Source organism: Inmirania thermothiophila, from assembly GCF_003751635.1.
GTDB classification, from domain to species: domain Bacteria; phylum Pseudomonadota; class Gammaproteobacteria; order DSM-100275; family DSM-100275; genus Inmirania; species Inmirania thermothiophila.
In genome coordinates this window covers 40,321-60,706 of the sequence record NZ_RJVI01000001.1, presented here as the reverse complement: position 1 = coordinate 60,706, position 20,386 = coordinate 40,321, and the positions used below count along the sequence as shown (strand labels likewise).

At 76.6% G+C, this 20,386-nt stretch carries 18 protein-coding genes; 10 read left to right on the top strand and 8 right to left on the bottom strand.

Annotated features, from left to right (window positions below; translation table 11 throughout):
- Nucleotides 1-21: 21 nt before the first annotated feature.
- From EDC57_RS00280 to fba, 3 genes are read left to right on the top strand one after another with little or no spacing between them, the layout of a single operon-like run.
- The gene (locus EDC57_RS00280; RefSeq protein WP_123399107.1) at nt 22-1,212 is read left to right on the top strand and encodes a phosphoglycerate kinase; all 1,191 of its coding nucleotides are present in this window, start codon (nt 22-24) and stop codon (nt 1,210-1,212) included.
- A complete protein-coding gene (pyk, locus tag EDC57_RS00275; protein WP_123399105.1) occupies nt 1,209-2,666 on the top strand; it encodes a pyruvate kinase in 1,458 nt (485 codons plus the stop codon). Before EDC57_RS00280 ends, pyk begins: the two co-directional genes overlap by 4 nt.
- Before the next feature lie 23 nt (nt 2,667-2,689).
- Nucleotides 2,690-3,754, top strand: a complete 1,065-nt coding sequence (gene fba / locus EDC57_RS00270; protein ID WP_123399103.1) for a class II fructose-bisphosphate aldolase — start codon at nt 2,690-2,692, stop codon at nt 3,752-3,754.
- 64 nt (nt 3,755-3,818) lie between these two features.
- On the opposite strand, the gene EDC57_RS00265 is transcribed toward fba, so the two are convergent.
- A complete protein-coding gene (locus tag EDC57_RS00265) occupies nt 3,819-4,466 on the bottom strand; it encodes a thiopurine S-methyltransferase (RefSeq protein ID WP_123399101.1) in 648 nt (215 codons plus the stop codon).
- 102 nt (nt 4,467-4,568) lie between these two features.
- Between EDC57_RS00265 and EDC57_RS00260 the strand changes: the two genes are divergently transcribed.
- Nucleotides 4,569-5,522, top strand: coding sequence for a zinc metalloprotease HtpX (locus EDC57_RS00260; protein ID WP_123399099.1), 954 nt, complete (start codon nt 4,569-4,571; stop codon nt 5,520-5,522).
- A gap of 4 nt (nt 5,523-5,526) precedes the next feature.
- Here the strand turns inward: EDC57_RS00260 and EDC57_RS00255 are convergent, their stop codons facing one another.
- Together EDC57_RS00255 and EDC57_RS00250 are read right to left on the bottom strand one after the other, a co-directional pair.
- Nucleotides 5,527-6,729, bottom strand: a complete 1,203-nt coding sequence (locus tag EDC57_RS00255) for a UbiH/UbiF/VisC/COQ6 family ubiquinone biosynthesis hydroxylase (RefSeq protein ID WP_123399097.1) — start codon at nt 6,727-6,729, stop codon at nt 5,527-5,529.
- Complete coding sequence (locus tag EDC57_RS00250) at nt 6,729-7,865, bottom strand: FAD-dependent monooxygenase (RefSeq protein ID WP_170164989.1); 1,137 nt, start codon at nt 7,863-7,865, stop codon at nt 6,729-6,731. The genes EDC57_RS00255 and EDC57_RS00250 overlap by 1 nt, the downstream gene beginning before the upstream one ends.
- A 188-nt stretch (nt 7,866-8,053) precedes the next feature.
- Here EDC57_RS00250 and EDC57_RS00245 point away from each other — a divergent pair, with 188 nt between their 5' ends.
- Genes EDC57_RS00245 through EDC57_RS00235 form a run of 3 tightly spaced genes read left to right on the top strand, consistent with a single transcriptional unit; the run spans nt 8,054 to nt 11,628 of the window.
- A complete protein-coding gene (locus tag EDC57_RS00245; protein ID WP_123399093.1) occupies nt 8,054-10,096 on the top strand; it encodes a putative bifunctional diguanylate cyclase/phosphodiesterase in 2,043 nt (680 codons plus the stop codon).
- A 9-nt stretch (nt 10,097-10,105) separates the two neighbouring features.
- Nucleotides 10,106-10,810, top strand: a complete 705-nt coding sequence (locus EDC57_RS00240) for a M48 family metallopeptidase (protein ID WP_123399091.1) — start codon at nt 10,106-10,108, stop codon at nt 10,808-10,810.
- Entirely contained in the window at nt 10,798-11,628 is an 831-nt protein-coding gene (locus EDC57_RS00235; RefSeq protein ID WP_123399089.1) for a sulfurtransferase, read from the top strand. The genes EDC57_RS00240 and EDC57_RS00235 overlap by 13 nt, the downstream gene beginning before the upstream one ends.
- A gap of 16 nt (nt 11,629-11,644) precedes the next feature.
- Here the strand turns inward: EDC57_RS00235 and EDC57_RS00230 are convergent, their stop codons facing one another.
- The gene (locus EDC57_RS00230; protein WP_123399087.1) at nt 11,645-11,998 is read right to left on the bottom strand and encodes a DUF423 domain-containing protein; all 354 of its coding nucleotides are present in this window, start codon (nt 11,996-11,998) and stop codon (nt 11,645-11,647) included.
- On the bottom strand, nt 11,995-12,450 hold the full coding sequence (locus tag EDC57_RS00225; RefSeq protein ID WP_170164988.1) for a pyridoxamine 5'-phosphate oxidase family protein: 456 nt from the start codon (nt 12,448-12,450) through the stop codon (nt 11,995-11,997). Before EDC57_RS00225 ends, EDC57_RS00230 begins: the two co-directional genes overlap by 4 nt.
- Before the next feature lie 72 nt (nt 12,451-12,522).
- On the opposite strand from EDC57_RS00225, the gene EDC57_RS00220 reads away from it, so the two are divergent.
- Nucleotides 12,523-14,139, top strand: a complete 1,617-nt coding sequence (locus EDC57_RS00220; RefSeq protein ID WP_170164987.1) for a diguanylate cyclase domain-containing protein — start codon at nt 12,523-12,525, stop codon at nt 14,137-14,139.
- A 7-nt stretch (nt 14,140-14,146) separates the two neighbouring features.
- Here EDC57_RS00220 and fusA read toward each other — a convergent pair whose 3' ends face one another.
- The 3 genes from fusA to EDC57_RS00205 all read right to left on the bottom strand — a co-directional run bounded on the left by fusA (nt 14,147) and on the right by EDC57_RS00205 (nt 17,096).
- A complete protein-coding gene (fusA, locus tag EDC57_RS00215) occupies nt 14,147-16,177 on the bottom strand; it encodes an elongation factor G (protein WP_123399084.1) in 2,031 nt (676 codons plus the stop codon).
- Nucleotides 16,178-16,282: 105 nt separating this feature from the next.
- Nucleotides 16,283-16,606: a ferredoxin FdxA gene (gene fdxA / locus EDC57_RS00210; protein WP_123399081.1), complete on the bottom strand. Its 324-nt coding sequence runs from the start codon at nt 16,604-16,606 to the stop codon at nt 16,283-16,285.
- 28 nt (nt 16,607-16,634) lie between these two features.
- Nucleotides 16,635-17,096 carry a Fe-S cluster assembly transcription factor gene (locus EDC57_RS00205; protein ID WP_123399079.1) on the bottom strand — a complete coding sequence of 154 codons (462 nt, stop codon included), beginning with the start codon at nt 17,094-17,096 and terminating at the stop codon, nt 16,635-16,637.
- Nucleotides 17,097-17,211: 115 nt separating this feature from the next.
- On the opposite strand from EDC57_RS00205, the gene EDC57_RS00200 reads away from it, so the two are divergent.
- Nucleotides 17,212-17,907 (top strand): ABC transporter ATP-binding protein, encoded by a 696-nt coding sequence (locus EDC57_RS00200; protein ID WP_123399077.1) that lies wholly within the window; start codon nt 17,212-17,214, stop codon nt 17,905-17,907.
- Nucleotides 17,904-20,384 carry an ABC transporter permease gene (locus EDC57_RS00195; RefSeq protein WP_123399075.1) on the top strand — a complete coding sequence of 827 codons (2,481 nt, stop codon included), beginning with the start codon at nt 17,904-17,906 and terminating at the stop codon, nt 20,382-20,384. The genes EDC57_RS00200 and EDC57_RS00195 overlap by 4 nt, the downstream gene beginning before the upstream one ends.
- The last annotated feature ends 2 nt before the right edge of the window (nt 20,385-20,386 follow it).

Below are 20,386 nucleotides of genomic sequence, written 5' to 3'. Positions count from 1 at the left end.
GCGGTGCGAAGGAGCGAGACCGTGAGCGTCATCAAGCTGACCGACCTCGACATCCGCGGCAAGCGGGTGCTGATCCGCGCCGACCTCAACGTCCCGATCCAGGACGGGCGCGTGACCTCGGACGCCCGCATCCGCGCCACCCTGCCCACCATCGAGCACTGCCTGCGGGAGGGGGCGCGGGTGATGGTCATGTCCCACCTCGGCCGTCCCAAGGAGGGCGCGTTCTCGGAGGCGGACTCGCTGGCGCCCGTGGCCGCGCACCTGGGGCGGCTGCTCGGGCGGGAGGTGCGCCTCGTGCGCGACTATCTCGAGCACCCCCCGGAGGTGGCGGAGGGCGAGGTCGTCCTGCTCGAGAACGTGCGCTTCAACGTCGGCGAGAAGAAGGACGACGAGGCCCTGGCGCGCCGCTACGCCGCGCTCTGCGACGTCTTCGTCATGGACGCCTTCGGCACCGCCCACCGCGCCCAGGCCTCCACCCACGGCGTGGCCCGCTTCGCGCCCGTGGCCTGCGCCGGGCCGCTGCTGGCGGCCGAGCTGGAGGCCCTCGGCAAGGCCCTCGAGGCCCCGGCGCGGCCGATGGTGGCCATCGTCGGCGGCTCCAAGGTCTCGACCAAGCTCACCGTGCTGGACGCCCTCTCGGCCAAGGTGGACCGTCTCATCGTCGGCGGCGGCATCGCCAACACCTTCATCGCCGCCGCGGGCCACCGCGTGGGCAAGTCCCTCCACGAGCCGGACCTCGTGGCGGAGGCGCGCCGGCTGATGGAGCAGGCGAAGGCCCGGGGCGGCGAGATCCCGGTCCCGGTGGACGTGGTGGTGGCGCGCGAGTTCAGCGCCGAGGCCGAGGCCGTGACCAAGCCCGTGGACCGGGTGGGCGAGGACGAGATGATCCTCGACATCGGCCCCGAGACCGCGGCGCGCTACGCCGAGATCCTGCAGGGGGCGGGGACCATCGTCTGGAACGGTCCCGTGGGCGTGTTCGAGTTCGACGCCTTCGGCGAGGGGACGCGGCGGCTCGCCGAGGCCATCGCGGCGAGCCCGGCCTTCTCCATCGCCGGCGGCGGCGACACCCTGGCCGCCATCGACAAGTACGGCGTGGCCGGCGGCATCTCCTACATCTCCACCGGCGGCGGTGCCTTCCTCGAGTTCCTCGAGGGCAAGAAGCTGCCCGCGGTGGCGGTGCTGGAGGCGCGGGCCGCGGAGGCGCGTGCGTGAGGGAGCGGCCGCGCCGCACCAAGATCGTCGCCACCCTGGGGCCGGCCACGGACGACCCCGCGGTCCTCGACGCCCTCATCCGCGCGGGCATCGACGTCGCCCGCGTCAACTTCTCCCACGGCGACGCCGCAAGCCACCGCCGCCGGGCGCGGCTGCTGCGCGAGCGCGCCGAGGCCTGCGGCCGCGAGGTGGGGCTCCTGATGGACCTGCAGGGCCCCAAGATCCGCATCGAGCGCTTCCGCAACGGCCCGGTGCACCTGCGCGAGGGGGCCGCCTTCGCCATCGACCCCGACTGCCCGCCGGACGCCGGCGACGAGACCTGCGTCGGCATCACCTACAAGGACCTGCCGCGGGACGTCGGCCCCGGCGACATCCTGCTCCTCGACGACGGCGCCATCGTCCTCGAGGTGGAGCGGGTGCGCGGGCGGCGCATCGAGACCCGCGTCGTGGTGGGCGGCGAGCTCTCCGACGCCAAGGGCATCAACCGCCGCGGCGGCGGGCTGTCGGCGCGCGCGCTCACCGACAAGGACCGTGCCGACATCCGCGTCGCCGCCGAGCTCGAGGCCGACTACCTCGCCGTCTCCTTCCCGCGCGGCGGCGAGGACGTGGCGGAGGCGAAGGCGCTCTTCCGCGAGGCCGGCGGCAGCGGCGGGATCGTGGCCAAGATCGAGCGGGCCGAGGCGGTGCGTGCGGTGGACGAGATCCTCGAGGTGGCCGACGCCATCATGGTGGCGCGCGGCGACCTCGGGGTGGAGATGGGCGATGCGGAGCTGCCCGGGATCCAGAAGTGGCTCATCGGCGCCGCCCGCAACCGCAACCGGGTGGTGATCACGGCGACGCAGATGATGCAGTCCATGGTCACCCACCCGATGCCGACGCGGGCGGAGGTCTTCGACGTCGCCAACGCCGTGCTGGATGCCACCGACGCCGTGATGCTCTCGGCCGAGACCGCGGTGGGGCGCTATCCGGTCAAGGCGGTGGAGGCCATGCACCGGATCTGCCTCGGCGCCGAGCGCCAGCGCGCGGCCCAGGTCTCCGGCCACCGCATGGACTGGACCTTCCGCCGCATCGACGAGGCCATCGCCATGGCCACCATGTACACCGCCAACCACCTGCCGGTGCGGGCGATCGCGGCGCTGACCGAGTCCGGCGACACGCCGCTGTGGATGTCGCGCATCCGCTCCGGCATCCCCATCTACGCGCTCTCGCGCCACCGCGCCACACGGCGGCGCGTGACCCTCTACCGCGGCGTCTACCCGGTGGAGTTCGACGTCTGCAGCAGCGACCACGCCCGCGTCAACCTCGACGCCGTGGAGGTGCTGCGCCGCCTCGGCGCGGTCGAGGACGGCGATCTCGTCATCCTCACCAAGGGCGATCTCATGGGCGTGCACGGGGGCACCAACGCCATGAAGATCGTGCGCGTCGGCGACATGCCGGTGCCCGAAGAGAACTGAACGAGCGAGGGAGGATCGCGACCATGGCCTTCATCACCCTGCGACAGCTCCTGGATCACGCCGCCGAGCACGGCTACGGCGTGCCCGCCTTCAACGTCAACAACATGGAGCAGCTCCACGCGATCATGCAGGCGGCGGACGAGACCGACAGCCCGGTCATCGTCCAGGCCTCGGCCGGCGCCCGCAAGTACGCCGGCGCCCCCTTCCTCAAGAAGCTGATGGAGGCGGCGGTGGAGCAGTGGCCCCACATCCCGGTGTGCGTGCACCAGGACCACGGCGCCTCGCCCGCGGTCTGCGTCCGCTCCATCCAGCTCGGCTTCACCTCGGTGATGATGGACGGCTCGCTGCTCGAGGACGGCAAGACGCCGGCGAGCTACGAGTACAACGTGGAGGTCACGCGCAAGGTGGTGGAGATGGCCCACGCCTGCGGCGTCTCCGTCGAGGGCGAGCTCGGCTGCCTGGGCTCGCTCGAGACCGGCACCGCGGGCGAGGAGGACGGCGTCGGCGCCGAGGGGGTGCTCTCCCGGGAGCAGCTGCTGACCGACCCCGACCAGGCCGCCGAGTTCGTCAGGGCCACCGGGGTCGACGCGCTGGCCATCGCCATCGGCACCAGCCACGGCGCCTACAAGTTCTCCCGCCCGCCGACGGGCGACATCCTCGCCATCGAGCGGATCAAGGAGATCCACGCCCGCATCCCCAACACCCACCTGGTGATGCACGGCTCCTCCTCGGTGCCCCAGGAGTGGCTCGAGATCATCAACAGCTACGGCGGCGACCTCGGGCAGACCTACGGCGTCCCGGTGGAGGAGATCCAGGAGGGGATCCGGCACGGTGTGCGCAAGGTCAACATCGACACCGACCTGCGCCTCGCCAGCACCGGGGCGATCCGCAAGTTCCTCGCCGAGAACCCCAAGGAGTTCGACCCGCGCAAGTTCCTCAAGGCCTCCACCCAGGCCATGAAGGAGATCTGCAAGGCCCGCTACGAGGCCTTCGGCACCGCGGGCATGGCCTCCAAGATCCGGCCCCTGTCCCTGGAGGAGATGACCGCCCGCTACGCCAGCGGCGAGCTCGACCCCAGGGTCAACTGAGGGGGCGGCCGCCGGCCCCGCGGGGCCGGCGGCGCCGCCGCGCCCTCACGGGCGGATCAGGCCCTCACGGGCGGATCAGGAAGGCCTGCTCGCGCAGCCGCGTCAGGCCCCGGGCGCGGAAGCGCGGCTGCGCCTCGAGGACGTCCTCGTCGGCGAGCCGCTCCACCGTGCAGCCGGCGTAGCGGGCGCGCACCTCCGCCTCGGGCACGGCGAAGGGCGGGCCCTCCATCTCCTCCTGCGGGTAGTCCAGGGTGACCAGCAGCTGCGGCGCGCGCGGCGCCAGGCGGCGCAGGTGCGCCACGTAGTGCGCCCGCATCGCCGGCGGGAAGGCCACCAGGGCGGCGCGGTCGTAGACCGCCTCCACCGCGCCGAGGGTCTCGGGGTCGAGGCGGAAGAAGTCGCCCTCGAGGATCTCCAGGCGCCCGGCCCGCCAGCGCCGCAGCGCCCCCGCCGCGGCCACCGCCGGCTCGAGGCCGGCCTCGGCGAAGCAGCGCGCGACCGCGGTCGGCGCGAGCTCGCAGCCCACCACCTCGTGGCCGCGCCCGGCGAGCCAGCCGAGATCCAGGCTCGCCCCGCACAGGGGCACGAAGACGCGGCCCGGCGCGGCGAGCCCGAGCCGGGCCCACCAGCGGCGAAGCTGCGGGTTCACCTCCGGCAGGTGCCAGCCGGTCTGGCCCTGCTCCCAGCGCGCGATCCAGAACTTCGGGTCCATGGTTCCGCTCCGGCGCGTTGTCACCGTCCGCCCACAGGGTACTTGAAAGGGCGCCGGCGCGCGCCCAAAGTGGAGGGCCGGCCCATCCCGCCCGGTACCGCCATGCTGGATCCCCAGCGCCTGCGCCTGCACCGCCTGCGCAACCTCGTCCACTCCGCGCTCCTGCTCGGCGGCATGGCGCTCCTTGCGGCCGCCCTGGGCTGGGTCCTCGGCGGCCGCGAGGGGGTGGTGTGGACGGCCCTGTCGGTGCTCGCGGTGCTGCTCCTCGGCGGCCAGGTGAGCCCGCTCCTGGTGCTGCGGCTCTACGGCGCGCGGCCGCTCTCGCCGGCCGAGGCCCCGGCCCTGTACCGTATCCTGGAGATCCTTGCGGCGCGGGCGGGGCTGCCCGCGGTGCCGACCCTGCACTGGGTGCCGAGCCCGGTGATGAACGCCTTCGCCGTGGGGCGGCCGGAGCAGGCGGCGGTGGCGGTCACCGACGGGCTGCTCGCGCGGCTGACCCTGCGCGAGGTGGCCGGGGTGCTCGCCCACGAGGTCAGCCACATCCGTCACAACGACCTCTGGATCATGGGCCTCGCCGACGTCGTCAGCCGCCTGACCTCGAGCCTGTCCTTCCTCGGCCAGCTCCTGGTCCTGCTCAACCTGCCGGTGTGGCTGCTCACCGGCGGCGGCCTGCCCTGGGCGGCGCTGCTCCTGCTGGTGCTTGCGCCCACGGTCTCGGCCCTGCTCCAGCTTGCGCTGTCGCGCACGCGCGAATACGAGGCCGACCTCGGCGCGGTGCGCCTGACCGGCGACCCCCAGGGGCTGGCCTCGGCGCTGGCCAAGCTCGAGCGCTACCAGCGCGGCTGGATGGAGCGGCTCTTCCTGCCGGGCCGGGGGCTGCCCGATCCGTCGCTGCTGCGCACCCACCCGCCCACCGAGGAGCGCATCCGGCGCATCCTCTCGGTGGCCGCCCGGCCCGTGGACTGGGGTCTCGACCCCGGGACGAGGCCGGTGCTGCGCCTGCCGGCGGTGGCGGTGCGGCCGCCGCGCTGGCGCATCGGCGGCCTCTGGTGGTAGGGCCTCAGTCTCCGCCGCCGCGGGCGAGGGCGGGCAGCGGACCGTCGAGGCCCATGGCCAGGCGCATGACGCCGGTCTTGAGCGGGCCCGCGCGGTCGGCCAGCGCGAGGCCCGCGCGCCGCGCCCACGCCAGCGCCGGGCTGCGGTTGCCGAAGCAGCGCTTGAAGCCGTCCATCACCGCCGCCGCGGCGAGGTTGTGGGGCCGGCGGCGGCGCTCGTAGCGGGCGAGGAGGGCGGGTTCGCCCGGGTCGTCGCCGGCGAGCACCGCCGCCGCCACCTCCTCGGCCAGGGTGGCCGCGTCGAGCAGGCCGAGGTTGACGCCCTGGCCGGCGAGGGGGTGCACGGTGTGGGCGGCATCACCCACGAGGGCGACGCGGGGCGCGTGGTAGCGCACCGCGTGGCGCAGGTGCAGCGGGAAGGCGGCGCGGCCCTCGATCGCCAGCATCTCGCCGAGGACGCCGCCGCTCGCCGCCTCCAGCGCGGCGAGGAAGTCGGCCTCCTCCAGCGCCATCAGGGCCTCGGCGCGCCCCTCGTCGTTGTGCCAGGCGAGCGAGCAGCGCCCGTCGGCGAGGGGAAGGAAGGCCACCGGGCCGGTGGGCAGGAAGCGCTGCCAGGCGGTGTCGCGGTGGCGGCGCGAGGTGGTGACGTGGCCGACGATGGTGCGCTGGCGATAGGGCCAGCCCACGGTGGCGATGCCGGCGAGGCGCCGCACCCCGGAGCGCGCCCCGTCCGCCCCCACCACCAGGGGGGCGGCGAGGCGGGTGCCGTCGGTGAGACGCAGGCAGGCCTCGCGGGCGCCGACGACGAGGCCCGCAAGCCCCGCCCCGGCGTGGATCCGCACCGTAGGCAGGGTCTGCAGCACCTGCCACAGGGCCAGGCGCACGGCGCGGTTCTCGACGATGTGGCCGAGGCGGTCGGCGCCCGTGGCGTCGGCGTCGAAGCGGGTGCCGGGGGCGTCGCCCTCCCAGACGCGGATGCGCCGGAAGGGCGCGCGCCGCCCGGGCTCGATCCGCTCCCAGGCGCCGAGGGCGGCGAGGATGCGTTCGGAGGCCACGGTCAGGGCCGAGACCCGCACCTCGAGGCCCTCGCCGGGGACGGGCGGCGCCGGCTCCACCAGGTCCACCGCGACCCCGGCGCGGGCGAGCGCCGCCGCGGTGCAGGCCCCCACCATCCCGCCGCCCACGACGACGACCTCGCTCCGGCGCATCAGACCGCCTCCGGGTCGGGCTGGTACGCGGCCTCGCCGCCGCCGTGGGCGAGGACCGCGCGGCGCAGGGGCGGGACCCAGCCCAGGAGGGCGGCGAGGCGCGCCGCCAGCGGCCGCAGCGGCGAGCCCCCGGCGAGGGCCCGCGCCGCGAGGTCGGTGAAGGCGGCGGTGCGCCGGTGGTCCTCGCGGCGGGCGCGGGCGTAGGCCTCCAGCACCGGCCAGCCGCCCGGGTCGCCCCCCGTCGCCACCGCCTCCGCCACCAGGGGCGCGAGGGCGGCGACGTCGCGCAGGCCGAGGTTGAGCCCCTGCGCCCCCAGGGGGTGGAGGGTGCAGGCGGCGCCCCCCGCCAGGGCCAAGCGGTGGTGGACCAGCGTGCGCGCGCGCACGAGGCGCAGCGGGACCGCCTGCGCCGGCGCCAGGGGCCGCCCCGGCGGCTCGCCCGCGGCGGCGGCGAGCGCCGCGGCGAGGGCGGCGGGGTCCGACCCCGCAAGATTCCGGGCCGCCTCCCGCGGCAGCAGCCAGACGAGCCCCAGGGCCTCGCCGCACGGGAGGAGGACGAGGGGGCCGCGGGGGGTGAAGCGCTCCTCCACCACGCCGTCGTGGGGGCGTCGCGGCGCCAGCAGGGTCACCAGGGCCGACTGCCCGTAGTCGGCCTCACGGGTCCCGATCCCGGCCAGCGCGCGCACCGTGGAGTCGGCCCCGTCGGCGCCCACCACCAGGCGCGCCCGCACCCGGGCGCCGCCCACCTCCGCCTCGACGCCATCCGGGCCGCGGCGCAGCCTGCGCACGGGGGCGCGCAGCCGCTCCACCCCGGCGCGCTCCAGGGCGGCGTCCAGCAGCCCGGCGAGGGTGTCGGCGCGGACCACCGCGCCGAGCGGCGCCCCCTCCCCGATCCGGCTGCTCCACCCCCCGGCGGCGAGCCGGACCGCCTGCAGCGGCGTCGCCGCCGCCGGCGCCCAGACGTCCAGCCGCGCCAGCAGCCGTACCGCCGCGCGCGACAGGGCGAGGGGGCGGGGGCCGTGGTGCCGCCCCGGGCCGGCGAGGGCGACGGCGACACCGCGCCGCGCCAGGGCGAGCGCCAGCGCCCCCCCCGCCGGCCCGTCGCCGGCCACGAGCACCTGGGTCCCTTGCTCCATGGGCGGGCAGTGTCGGGTCGGCCCGGGCGGGATGTCAACGCAACCCGACATGGGTCAGGCCGCGGATCGCGCAGCACGGGCCGGACCAAAAGGTGGAGGGGCGAGCGCTTGGGCGGCGGCGGCGCCTGAAGTACCATCGCAGTGGTCGGCTCCATCGAAGGCTTTCCATCGACGGGATTGGAGGTTTCTTGCGCCGGTATCCCATCCCCCTCGGCCGCTGGCTCCTCGTGCTGACGGTGCTTGCCCTCGCCGTGGCCCTGGCCGGGATCTACCACCTGGAGCGCGGCCTGCGCGCCCGCGCCGTCGAGGAGTTCGCCCGCGTCGACGCCCGCCAGCGCTCGCTCATGGTGTTCGAGACCCTCTACGCGGCCATGCGCGCGGGCTGGGGCAAGGACGACATCGCCCCCATCATCGAGCGTCTGAACCGGGTTGCGCCCGGGGTGGAGGTGCGGGTCCTGCGCGGCGAGCCGGTGATCCGCCAGTTCGGCGAGATCCCGGGCGAGCGGGCCGTGCGCGAGGCCGACCCGGTGCTGCAGGCGGCGCTGCGGGACGGGCGCGAGTTCCTGCGCACCGAGCGCGGGACGGTGCGCTACGTCTACCCGGTGCGGGTGCGCGACGAGTGCCTGCGCTGCCACACCGAGGCCCGCCTCGGCGACGTCAACGGCGTCATCGACGTCCGCATGCCGGTGGGGGAGGTGCGGGCGCCGGTGACCGTCGTCGCCCGTTCGGTGGCCGTGTCCGGGGTGGTCCTCCTCCTCGTCGTGTTCGCGCTGCTCAACCTCGAGCTGCGCCTCGGGGTGGTGCGGCCGCTGCGCCGCCTGGTGGAGGCGATGGCCGCGGTGGAGGCGCGGCGCGACTACGGGCGGCGCGTCGACGAGCGGGGCCGGGTGCGCGAGCTGGTGGTGCTGGCGCGCCAGTTCAACCATCTGCTCGAGATGGTGGAGCGGCACACGCGCGAGCTCGAGGAATACGCCGTGCGCGACACCCTCACCGGGCTCTACAACCGGCGCAAGTTCGAGGAATTCCTGGCCTTCGAGGTGCAGCGGGCGCGGCGCGCGGACACCGAGTTCTGCCTCGTGATGTTCGATCTCGACAACTTCAAGCACATCAACGACACCTTCGGCCATCCCGTCGGCGACCTCGTGCTGCGGGAGGTGGGACGGCTGGTGCAGGAGGGGCTGCGCACCACCGACCTGGCGGTGCGCCTCGGCGGCGACGAGTTCGCGGTGATCCTGCCCGAGACCGAGCCGGAGGCGGGGGTCGCCGTCGCGGCCAAGCTGCACCGGCGCCTGACCGAGGCGGAGATCGCGCTGCCCACGGGCACGACGCGGGTCACCGTGAGCATGGGCGTGGTCAGCTACCCGCGCAACGGCGACTCCCCGCAGGCGCTGCACGGCGCCATGGACGTGGCCATGTACGAGGCCAAGCGGGCGGGCAAGAACCGCCTGGTGCACCTGGGGCCGGAGGAGCAGGCGCGGGTGATGGAGGTCTTCGCCCAGGCCGACTGCCTGCGCCGCGCCCTGGACGAGGACCGCGTGGAGGTGGTCTTCCAGCCCATCGTCGCCGCCGCCGACGGCACCGTCGTCGCCTACGAGGCCCTGGCGCGGGTGGCGCTCCGGGGCGCCGAAGCCAAGGCGGGGCAGTTCATCTACGTCGCCGAGCAGGTGGGGCTCGCCGAGGCGGTGGACCTGCGCGTGGTGGAGCGCGTCTGCGGCCTGGTGCAGGCGGGGGGGCTGGGGGATGCCCCGGTCTTCGTCAACCTCTCCCGCGGCACCTTCGGCGATCCTGCGCGCATGGCCGAGGTGACCTCGCGCATCCGCGCCGCCGGCGTGGACCCGGCGCGGGTGGTCTTCGAGATCACCGAGCGGGAGGCGCTGCCCCACCTGGGGCGGCTGGCGCCGCAGGTGCAGGCGCTGCGCGAGGAAGGCTTCCGCTTCGCCCTGGACGATTTCGGCAGCGGCTTCTCCTCGTTCATGTACCTCAAGTACCTGCCGGTGGACTTCGTCAAGATCGAGGGCACCTTCGTCCGCGCCATGCCCCGGGATCCGCGGGACCGCGCCCTCGTGGAGCACATGCACGGCCTCGCCCGGCGCTTCGGCCTGCGCACCATCGCCGAGTTCGTGGAGGATGCCGAGATCGCCGCCGCCGTGCGCGAGCTCGGCATCGACTACGCCCAGGGCTACCACTACGGGCGCCCCGCCCCGGTGGGACGGGTAAGGGAGCGGGGCTGAGGCCGCGCCGTGGACGTCCTGCCTCCGTACCGGATCCGCGTCAGCGGGCGCGCGCGCCGCGCCCGCCTCACCGTGGACCCGGGCGGCGAGGTGGAGGTGGTGCTGCCGCGGGGGGCGCCGGCGCGCCTGGCGGCGGAGCTGGTGCGCAGCCACCGCGGCTGGATCGAGGCCCGCCGGGCGCCGGCCCGGGCCCGGCGCGCCCATCCCCGGCTCGGGCTCGCGCCGCGGCTCGTGGCCCTGCGCGCGGCGGGCGAGGCCTGGCGGGTGGTCTGCGACCCCGCCGCTCCGCCCGGGCTCCGGGAGGAGGCGGGCGCGCGCACCCTGCGCCTCGGCGGCGAGGCGGCGCGGCGGCCGGCGCGCTGGCTGCAGGCCTGGCTCGGGGAGCGGGCGCGCGCCCTGCTGCCCGCCCTGGTGGCGGCGCAGGCGGAACGGACGGGGCTTCGCCCGGCCCGGGTCACGGTGCGCGCCCAGCGCACGCGCTGGGGGAGCTGCTCGGCGGCGGGCACGGTGAGCCTCAACCGCAACCTGCTCCTGCTGCCGCGCTGGCTCGTGCGCTACCTCATCGTCCACGAGCTGGCGCACCTGCGCCACCTGGACCACTCCGACGCCTTCTGGGCCGAGGTGGCGCGGCACGAGCCGCGCTGGCGCCGCGCCGAGCGGGCGCTGCGCCGGCAGGTGCTGCCGCTGTGGAGCCTGCCCGCATGCGGCCGCTGACGGACGCCGCCACCCTCGCCGCCCGCCTCGGCGATCCGGGCTGGGTGGTGGTGGACTGCCGCTTCCGCCTCGACGCCCCGGAGGCCGGCGAAGCGGCGTGGCGCGAGGGCCACATCCCGGGCGCGGTCTACGCCCATCTCGAGCGCGACCTCTCGGGGCCGGTCACCGCGGCGAGCGGGCGCCATCCGCTGCCGGCGCCGGGGCCGCTCATGGCCCGGCTCGGTGCGTGGGGGATCGGCCCCGGGACCACGGTGGTGGCCTACGACGACGCCGGCGGCGCCTTCGCGGCGAGGCTGTGGTGGCTGCTGCGCTGGCTCGGCCACCGCCGGGTCGCGGTCCTGGACGGCGGTCTGGCGGCCTGGCTGGCCGCCGGCGGGGGCCTTGCCCGCGACCGCGGCGCGGTGCGGCCGTGCCGCTTCGAGGGGCGCCCCGGAGGCATGCCCACCGTGGACGCGGAGGCCGTCCGCGCCGGCGGCTGGTGCCTCGTGGACGCCCGCGCCCCGGAGCGCTACCGGGGCGAGGAGGAGCCCATCGACCCCGTGGCCGGGCACATCCCGGGGGCGGTGAACCTGCCCTTCACCGGCAACCTGGACCGGGCGGGCCGCTTCCTGCCCCCCGCCGCCCTCGCCCGGCGCTTCGCCGCCCTCGGCGCCGCCCCGCAGCGGGTGGTCCACTACTGCGGCTCCGGGGTCACCGCCTGCCACAACCTGCTGGCGATGGAGCTGGCGGGGCTCGCCGGGGCGCGCCTCTACCCGGGCTCGTGGAGCGAGTGGATCCGCGATCCCGCACGTGCGGTGGCCCGCGGCCCTGCGCCCTGAGGGCGGCGCCGCCCCCTCAGCGCCGCAGCGCCGCGGCCGCCACCAGCAGCCAGCCCGCCACCATCGCCGTCCCGCCCACCGGCGTCACCCAGCCCAGCGCCGCCGGCGCACCGAGGGCGAGGGTGTAGAGACTGCCGGCGAAGAGGCTGCCCGCTGCGGCGAGGAGCCCCGCGAGGGCCGCCGCCCGCGGCAGCGGGAGGGCGAGCACGGCCATCGCCGCCAGGGCGTGGGCGAGCTGGTAGCGCGCCCCCTTCTCCAGGAGCGCGGCGGCATCGGCCGAGGCGAGGTGGGCGGCGAAGGCCCCGGCGAGCACGGCGCAGGCCCCGCCGAGGGCGGCGAGGGCGAGGGCGGCGCGGGCCCCCGCGGTCACGGCGCCAGGGCCCGGCGCAGGACCTCGCCGCGGAGGCTGCCCGCGGCGCCGAGCCCGGCCACCACCCGCGCCTCCTCCGCCTCGAGGCGGTAGAGGGCGAAGTCGGTGAAGGCGAAGCGCGGCGCGGCGGCGGGGAAGCGCGCCAGGTAGGCCTGCCCGGCGGCCGCGCGCGCCGCCGCCTCCACCGGCGCGACGCGCCCGCGCAGGGTCGCCCGCGCCAGGGTCTGGGGATCGGTGCGGCCGTCGTCGGCCTCGCCCACGGCCAGCGCGGCGGCGGGATCGGCGAGGAGGTGGCGGGTGTGGGCGGCGAGGGTGCTCAGGTGCAGGAGCAGCCCGCCCCGCCAGGGGGCGAAGGCGACGTGGGCCGCCCACGGCCCGCGCGTGGCGAGGACGCCCCAGCGCTGCGTCTCGAGCAGCCGGGCGAGGATGCGGGCGAGGGCGGCGGTGTCCACGGCCGGCAAGGATACCAGGGGCGCGGACGGCGCCCAATCCCGTGCTACGCTGTCAAGTATGGCGGAGGCCGCGTGAGGAGGCCTGCGGACCTCGTGGACGGGACGTCGGAGGATGCGGCGCTGCGGCAGGCGGCGGCGGTGTTCGAGGCCGCAGGCGACGGCATCCTGGTCACCGACGCCCGCGGGGTGATCGTCCGCGTCAACCCCGCCTTCACCCGCGTCACCGGCTACACGCCCGCGGAGGCCCTCGGGCGCACGCCGCGCATCCTGCGCTCGGGCCGCCACGACCGCGCCTTCTACGACGCCATGTGGCAGGCGCTTCGGGAGCGGGGGCGCTGGGAGGGCGAGGTCTGGAACCGGCGCAAGGACGGGGAGGTGTACCCGCAGTGGCTCACCATCACCGCGATCCGGGACGGGGACGGCCGCACCACCCACTACGTCGCGGTCTTCACCGAGATCGGGCCGCTCAAGGCGGCCGAGGCGCGGCTTCGCCGCCTCGCCTACCGCGACGGGCTCACGGGGCTGCCCAACCGCATCGTCCTCCACGACCGGCTGGCGCAGGCCGAGCGCCGGGCCCGCCGCGGCGGCCGCCGCTTCGCCCTCCTCTACGTCGACCTCGACGGCTTCAAGGAGGTCAACGACCGCCTCGGCCACGCCGCCGGCGACGAGGTCCTGCGCGAGGCCGCGGCGCGCCTGCAGGGCGCGGTGCGCGGCGAGGACACGGTGGCGCGCATCGGCGGCGACGAGTTCGCCCTGATCCTGGAGGAGGCCGACAGCGTCGGGGCGGCGGTGCGGGCCGGGCGCGAGATCCTGAGGGCGCTGGCGCGGCCGTGGACGGTGGCGGGGCGCGAGGTGCGGGTGGGGGCGAGCCTGGGGGCGGCCTTCTACCCCGACGATGCCCCCGGGGGCGAGACCCTGCTGCGCTGCGCCGATGCCGCCATGTACCGGGCGAAGGCCGCCGGGGGTGGGTGCCTGCGCTTCTACGACGGCGCCGTGGCGGCGGAGGCGCAGGCGCGGGAGCGGATCGCGGCGGCGCTGTCGGCGGCGCTCGCCGCGGGTGGGCCCGAGGTGGCCTTCCGGCCGCGGGTGCGGCTCGCCGACGGTGTGGTGGCGGCGCTGGAGGCGGTGCCCTCGTGGCGCGGACCCGACGGCCCGCTCGAGGACGAGGCGCTGCGCCTCGCGGCGGAGCGGACGGGGCTCGGCGAGGCGCTGGACGAGGCGGTGGCGGCGGCGGTGCGGGCGGCGCAGGGGCGGTGGGGCGGGGACGTGCCGGTGGTGAGCCTGGCCGTCGGGCCGCGGGTGCTGGGCGGGCTCGCCCCGCGCGGGGCGTTGGGGCCTGCACGGCTGGAGGCGATGCTGCGGCTTGCGGAACTCGCCGCCGCGGCGCGGCTGCCGCGGGGGCTTGCGGTGGTGGGCGACGGCCTCGGCGCCGAGGCGGTGGCCCTCGAGGCCCTGGCGGCGGCGGGCCTCGCCGGCCTGCGCCTGCATCCGCGCCCGAGCGAGGCCGGGCTGCGTTCGGCGGCGGCCGTGGCCGCGGCCCTGGGTCTGCCCCTCTACGGGTGCGGCGTCGGCGACGAGGCCGCCTGCCGCCGGCTCGCCGAGGCCGGCTGCGCGGCCGCGAGCGGCCCGCTCTGGGGTCCGCCCTGGTCCGCGGCCGAGGTGCCGGCGCGCCTGCGCCGGGGGCGGTGACGCCGCCTCAGGCGGTCTCCGCCGCCCGGCGCTCGGCCACCACCGCCTTCTGCACCTCGGGCGGGGCGGGCTCGTAGCGGCTGAAGCTCATGGTGTAGCTGCCGTGGCCGCCGGTGGCGCTCTTGAGCCAGGAGGCGTAGTCGGCCATCTCCGCCAGGGGTGCCTCGGCACGCACCACCACGAGCCCCCCGGGGAGGCTCTCGGTGCCCTGGATCCGCCCGCGCCGCCCCGAGAGGTTGCCGGTGATGTCGCCCACGTGGGCCTCGGGGGCGGTCACCTCCACCTCCACCAGCGGTTCCAGCAGCACCGGGCGGGCCTTGGCGAAGGCGTCGAGGAAGGCCTTCTTGCCGGCGGTGACGAAGGCCACCTCCTTGGAATCGACGGGGTGGTGCTTGCCGTCGTGGACGATGACGCGCACGTCCTGGATCGGGTAGCCGGCGAGGGCGCCCTCCTCCATGGCCTGGCGCACGCCCTTCTCCACCGCGGGGATGAACTGCGACGGGATGGCGCCGCCCACCACCTGGTTGACGAACTCGAAGCCGGCCCCGCGCTCCAGCGGCTCGATGCGCAGGAAGACCTCGCCGAACTGGCCCGCGCCGCCGGTCTGCTTCTTGTGGCGGTGATGGCCCTCGGCGGCGGCACGCACGGTCTCGCGGTAGGCGATGCGCGGCGGGCGCGTCTCCACCTCCAGGTGGTGGCGGCTGCGCATGCGCTCGAGGATCACGCGCAGGTGCAGCTCGCCGATGCCGCGGATGATGGTCTCGTGGGTCGAGGGCGAACGCTCGTAGCGGAAGGAGGGGTCCTCGGCGGCAAGCGCCGCAAGCGCCCGCGTGAGTTTCTCGTCGTCGCCCTTCTTGGCCGGCTCCACGGCGAGGCCCTGCATGGGCTCGGGCAGGGCCACCGGCACCATGCACACGCCGCCGTCCTCGGGGGCGTCGTGCAGGACCGCGTTGTAGTGGAGCTCCTCGATCTTGGCCAGGGCGCAGAGGTCGCCCGGGATGCCCGCATCCACCTCGGTCTGCGTCTTGCCCTGGATGCGCAGGAGGTGGCCGACGCGGAACGGCTTGCGCCCGTCGTCGACGTAGAGCTGGCTGTCCGGGCGCACGGTGCCCTGGTGGATGCGGAAGATGCCGAGGCGGCCGACGAAGGGGTCGGTGGTGACGCGGAAGACGTGGGCGAGGACGTGGTCGTCCGGGTCGTGGCTGGCGTGGAACGGGGCCGCGCCGCGGCGGAAGGGCCGCGGGTTGCCCTCGAGCGGATTGGGGAAGAGCTCCACGATGGCGTCGAGCAGCTCGCGGATGCCGGCGCCGGTGGCGGCGCTGGTGAACAGGAGCGGGATCAGGTGGCCCTCGCGCAGGGCCGCCTCGAACGGCTCGTGGAGCTGCTCCGGACGGACCTCGCCCTGCTCCAGGTAGAGGGCCATGAGATCCTCGTCCATCTCCACCACCTGGTCCACGATCTCGGTGTGGGCGGCCTCCACCGAGTGGAAAGCGGCCTCGCCGCCGGGGGAGAAGAAGCAGTCGACGACGCCGCCGTCGCGCGCGGGCAGGTTGATGGGCAGCACCTCGCGGCCGAAGGCCTCGCGCAGGGCCTCGACGAGGGCGGCGAGCGCCTCCGGCCCCGCCTGGTCGATGCGGTTGACCACCAGCACCCGCGGCAACGCCAGCTCCGCCGCCTTCTCCATCGCCCGGCGGGTGCCGAGCTCGATGCCGCGCTCGGCATCCACCACCACCACCGCCGTCTCCACCGCCGGCAGCACGGCGTAGGCGCGCGGCAGGAAGTCGGGGTAGCCCGGCGTGTCCACGAGGTTGACGTGGCGGCCCTTCCAGTCGCAGGAGGCCACCGCCGGGCTGAGGGAGTGCCCGTGGGCCTGCTCCTCGGGCTCGAAGTCGCACACGGTGGTGCCGCGCTCGATGCTGCCCATCGCCGGGATCGCCCCGGCCGCGTGCAGCAGCGCCTCGGCGAGCAGGGTCTTGCCCGCCCCGGCGTGGCCCAGGAGGGCGAGGTTGTGGATCTCCGCGGTGGTGTAGCCCGGCATGCGCACCTCCTTCCCGCGCCCCGCCGCAGGGCGGGGCGTCCCGATGGCCCTTCAGGAAGGGGTAGTCGGCGCCCGCCGGGGCGTCAACCCCGGGCGGCGGGCGCCTCAGCGCTCCAGGTACTGGCGCTTGCCGGCGACGCCGTTCCACTCGTCGGCGTCGGGCAGGGGGTCCTTCTTCTCGGAGAGCACCGGCCAGACCTTGGCGAGCTCGGCGTTGAGCTGGATGAATTCCTTCTGGTCCTCGGGCACCTCGTCCTCCGGCACGATGGCCTCGGCCGGGCACTCGGGCTCGCAGAGGGCGCAGTCGATGCACTCCTCGGGGTCGATGACGAGCATGTTGGGGCCCTCGTGGAAGCAGTCCACGGGGCAGACGTCCACGCAGTCGGTGTACTTGCAGCGGATGCAGTTCTCCAGCACGACGAAGGCCATGGTGCCTCCTCCCTGTGGGGCCTGCGGCTCAGGCGGCCGAGCGGCGCCGGCCGCCGCGCAGGTCCAGGGCGGCGGCGCGCTCGCGCACCGCCGGGCGGCGCACCAGCTCGGCCAGGGTGATGCCGTCGAGGAAGTCGTGGATGCGCTCGCTCAGTTCCATCCACAGCTCGTGGGTCAGGCAGCGCTCGCCGCCGCGGCAGTCGCCGCGCTGCTCGCAGCGGGTGGCGTCGAGCTTCTCGTCCACGGCGGTGATGATCTCGGCGATGCTGATCTCGTCGGCCGGCCGCGCCAGACGGTAGCCGCCGTGGGGGCCGCGGGTGCCGCGCACGAGGCCGCGCCGGCGCAGCTTGGCGAAGAGCTGCTCGAGGTAGGACAGCGAGATGCCCTGGGCCTCGGAGATCTCGGCCAGGGGCACGGGGCCGTGGTCCTCGTGGACGGCGAGGTCCAGCATCGCGGTGACGGCGTAGCGGCCCTTGGTGGTGATGCGCATGGGGAGTCTCCGTTCCTGGAACGTGGAATTGACGGGTAGCATGGGATTTCTGAGCGGAGATGTCAAGATTGCGGGGCGCCGCCGGCGGCGCGGCGCCTCCTGTTAGGATGGGGCGATGGCCGCAGGGAGCAGGCAAGCCGCGCTCGAGGCCGAGGGGCTGGTCAAGCGCTACCCCGACGCCGGCGCCCTGCGCACGGTCCTCGACCGGGTCTCGCTGCGTCTCGAGCCCGGCGAGACGGTGGCGGTGACCGGCCCGAGCGGCTCGGGCAAGTCGACCCTGCTGCACCTGCTCGCCGGTCTGGAGACGCCCGACGGCGGCACCGTGCGCCTGCTGGGGCAGGATCTCGCCGGCCTCGGGGAGGCCGCGCGCAGCCGGCTGCGCCGGCGTCACGTGGGCTTCGTGCACCAGTTCTTCCACCTCCTGCCCACCCTCACCGTGGAGGAGAACGTGCGCCTGCCGCTGGAGCTCGACGGGGTCGATGCCGGGCGGGCGCGACGCCGCGCCCGCGCGCTCCTCGCCGCGGTGGGCCTGGCCGCGCGCGCCGGCGATTTCCCCGAGCAGCTCTCCGGGGGCGAGCAGCAGCGGGTCGCCATCGCGCGGGCGCTGGCGCCGCACCCGGCGGTGGTGCTCGCCGACGAGCCCACCGGGAACCTGGATCCGGCGGCCGCGGCCGGGGTGCTGGACCTGCTCGAGGCCGCGGTGCGCGAGCACGGGGCGGCGCTGGTACTGGTGACCCACAGCGCCGAGGCCGCCGCCCGCGCCGGACGGGTCCTGGCCCTGCGCGGCGGGCGCCTGGTGGAGGCGCCATGAGGCTTGCCGCCGCCGCGCTGGCCCGCCACCTCCTGCGCCACCGCGGCCAGCTCGTGCTGGCGCTGCTCGGGGTGGCGGTGGGGGTGGCCGTGGTGGTGGCGGTGAGGGTGGCCAACGCCGGCGCCCTGCGCGCCCTCGAGGCCGCCTCCGAGGCGGTGACGGGGCGGGTGACGCACCGCATCGAGGGGGGGGCCCGGGGGGTGCCCGAGGCGCTGCTCGCCGCCCTCGCCCTGGAGGGGGTGGCGGCGGCGCCGGTGGTGGAGGGGGTGGTGGAGGCCGACGGGCGGGCGCTGCGCCTGGTGGGGCTCGACCCGGTGGCGGAGGCGGCGCTGCGGCGCCATCCGGCCGGGCGCGGCCTCGCCTTCGACGGCGCCGCCCTGCTCGCCCCCGGGGCGGTGGCGGCGACGGCGGCCACCGCCGAGGCCCTGGGCTGGCGGCCGGGGGCGCGGCGCACGGTGCGCGCCGGCGGGCGCGCGCTGACCCTGACCCTCGCCGCCCGGCTCGAGGCCCGGGACGCGGTGGCGCGGCAGGGCGCCGAGGGGCTGCTCCTCGCCGACCTCGCCACCGCCCAGGAGGCGCTGGGCCTCGAGGGGCGGTTGAGCGGTATCGACCTCGTCCTCGACGCCGGGCAGGCGGCGGCGCTGGCGCGGTGGCTGCCGCCGGGCTACCGTCTCGCCGAGGCGGGGGAGACGCGGCGCTTCCTCGCCGAGCTCACGCGTGCCTTCCGCCTCAACCTGCAGGCGCTGTCGCTGCTCGCGCTCGCGGTGGGGGGCTTCCTGGTGCACAGCACCCTGCGCTTCGCCTTCGTGCAGCGGCGGGCCCTGGTGGGCATGCTGCGCGCGAGCGGCGCCCCCGCGGCGACGGTGGCGGGGCTGCTGCTCGCCGAGGCGGCGCTGCTGGGGCTGTGCGGCAGCCTCCTCGGGCTCGGCCTCGGCGCCGTCCTCGGCCGCGGCCTCATGGGGCTGGTGCTGCGCACGGTGGACGACCTCTACCTCACGGTGACGGTGCGCGGCGCGGCACCCGGCGCCGGCCCCTACCTCGCCGGCCTCGCCCTGGGGGCGGCGGCGAGCCTCGCCGCCGGGGCCGTGCCGGCCTGGGAGGCGGCGCGGACACCGGTGGTGGCGGTGCTGCGGCGGGCGACCCTGGAGGCGGGGGCACGGCGGCGGCTGCGGGCGGCCGTCGTCCCCGGGCTCGTCCTCGCGGCGGCGGCGGTGCTGGTGCCGGCGGTGGGGCCCGGGCTCGGTGCCGCCTTCGCGGCGCTTGCGGCCCTGCTCGCGGCGCTCGCCCTCCTCGCCCCCGCGGGGGTCCTCGCCCTCACCGCCCTCCTCGCGCCGCTGGCCGCGCGGGGCGGCGTGCTGGCGGCGATGGCGGTACGGGGGGCGGGCCGGGCCCTCAGCCGCACCGGCCCTGCGGCCTCGGCGCTGACCCTCGCCGCCGCCACCGCGGTGGGCATGGGGATCATGATCGACAGCTTCCGCGCCACCGTCGCCGACTGGCTCGGCCAGCGGCTGCGGGCCGACCTCTACGTCTCGGCGGCGGGCCCCGGCGGCACCCTGGACCGGCGGGTCCCGGCGGCGGCGCGGGTCGATCCGGCGGTGGCCGCGGTCGGGCTCTATCGCGGCGTGGAGGTGCCCTCCGAGCGCGGGCGGCTGCGGCTTGCGGCGGTGGCCCTGCCGCCCGCGGCACGGGCGGGCTACCGGCTGCTGGCGCAGGGGGCGGCGCCGTGGGCGGCCTTCGACGCGGGGGCGGTGCTGGTCTCGGAGCCGCTCGCGCGGCGGCTCCGCCTCGGGCCGGGCGACGCCCTGCCCCTCCTGACCGCGGCCGGTGTCCGCGCCTTCGCGGTGGCCGGGGTCTACGCCGACTACGCCTCGGACCGCGGCACCGTGCTCATGGCCCTGCCCGTCTACCGCCGCCACTGGGGCGACGAGGCGGTGACCTCGGTGGCGCTCTTCCTCCGCCCCGGGGCGGACCCGGCGGCGGTGGCGGCGCGCCTGCGCGCGGCCACCGGGCAGGCCCTCGCGGTGCGCTCGGGGCGGGAGCTTCTTGCCGCCTCGCTGGCGGTGTTCGACCGCACCTTCACGGTGACGCGGGTGCTGCAGCTGCTCGCCGCGGTGGTGGCCTTCGGCGGGATGCTGGGTGCGCTCATGGCGCTGCAGCTCGAGCGCACGCGCGAGGCGGCGGTGCTGCGGGCGGTGGGGGCGACCCCCGCGGGGGTGGCCGGTCTCGCCCTCGGCCAGGCGGCGGTGCTGGGCGGCGCCTGCGGGGTGCTGGCCTGGCCCGCGGGGCTTGCGCTGGCGGCGATGCTGGTGGATGTGGTCAACCCCCGCGCCTTCGGCTGGAGCCTGGCCTGGCGGGTGGACGGGCGCCTTGCCGTCGGCGCGGTGGCGCTGGCCCTGGCGGCGGCGGTGGGGGCGGCGCTCTGGCCCGCCTGGCGCATGGCCCGCGCCCGGCCCGCCCGGGCCCTGCGCGAGGAGTGAGG

Coding starts and splice junctions, on each gene's coding strand:
- EDC57_RS00235 (WP_123399089.1), top strand. CDS start 10,798: ATGCGGCCGCTGACGGACGCCGCCACCCTCGCCGCCCGCCTCGGCGAT.
- EDC57_RS00195 (WP_123399075.1), top strand. CDS start 17,904: ATGAGGCTTGCCGCCGCCGCGCTGGCCCGCCACCTCCTGCGCCACCGC.
- fdxA (WP_123399081.1), bottom strand. CDS start 16,606: ATGGCCTTCGTCGTGCTGGAGAACTGCATCCGCTGCAAGTACACCGAC.
- EDC57_RS00200 (WP_123399077.1), top strand. CDS start 17,212: ATGGCCGCAGGGAGCAGGCAAGCCGCGCTCGAGGCCGAGGGGCTGGTC.
- EDC57_RS00205 (WP_123399079.1), bottom strand. CDS start 17,096: ATGCGCATCACCACCAAGGGCCGCTACGCCGTCACCGCGATGCTGGAC.
- fusA (WP_123399084.1), bottom strand. CDS start 16,177: ATGCCGGGCTACACCACCGCGGAGATCCACAACCTCGCCCTCCTGGGC.
- EDC57_RS00255 (WP_123399097.1), bottom strand. CDS start 6,729: ATGCGCCGGAGCGAGGTCGTCGTCGTGGGCGGCGGGATGGTGGGGGCC.
- EDC57_RS00260 (WP_123399099.1), top strand. CDS start 4,569: ATGCTGGATCCCCAGCGCCTGCGCCTGCACCGCCTGCGCAACCTCGTC.
- EDC57_RS00265 (WP_123399101.1), bottom strand. CDS start 4,466: ATGGACCCGAAGTTCTGGATCGCGCGCTGGGAGCAGGGCCAGACCGGC.
- EDC57_RS00250 (WP_170164989.1), bottom strand. CDS start 7,865: ATGGAGCAAGGGACCCAGGTGCTCGTGGCCGGCGACGGGCCGGCGGGG.
- fba (WP_123399103.1), top strand. CDS start 2,690: ATGGCCTTCATCACCCTGCGACAGCTCCTGGATCACGCCGCCGAGCAC.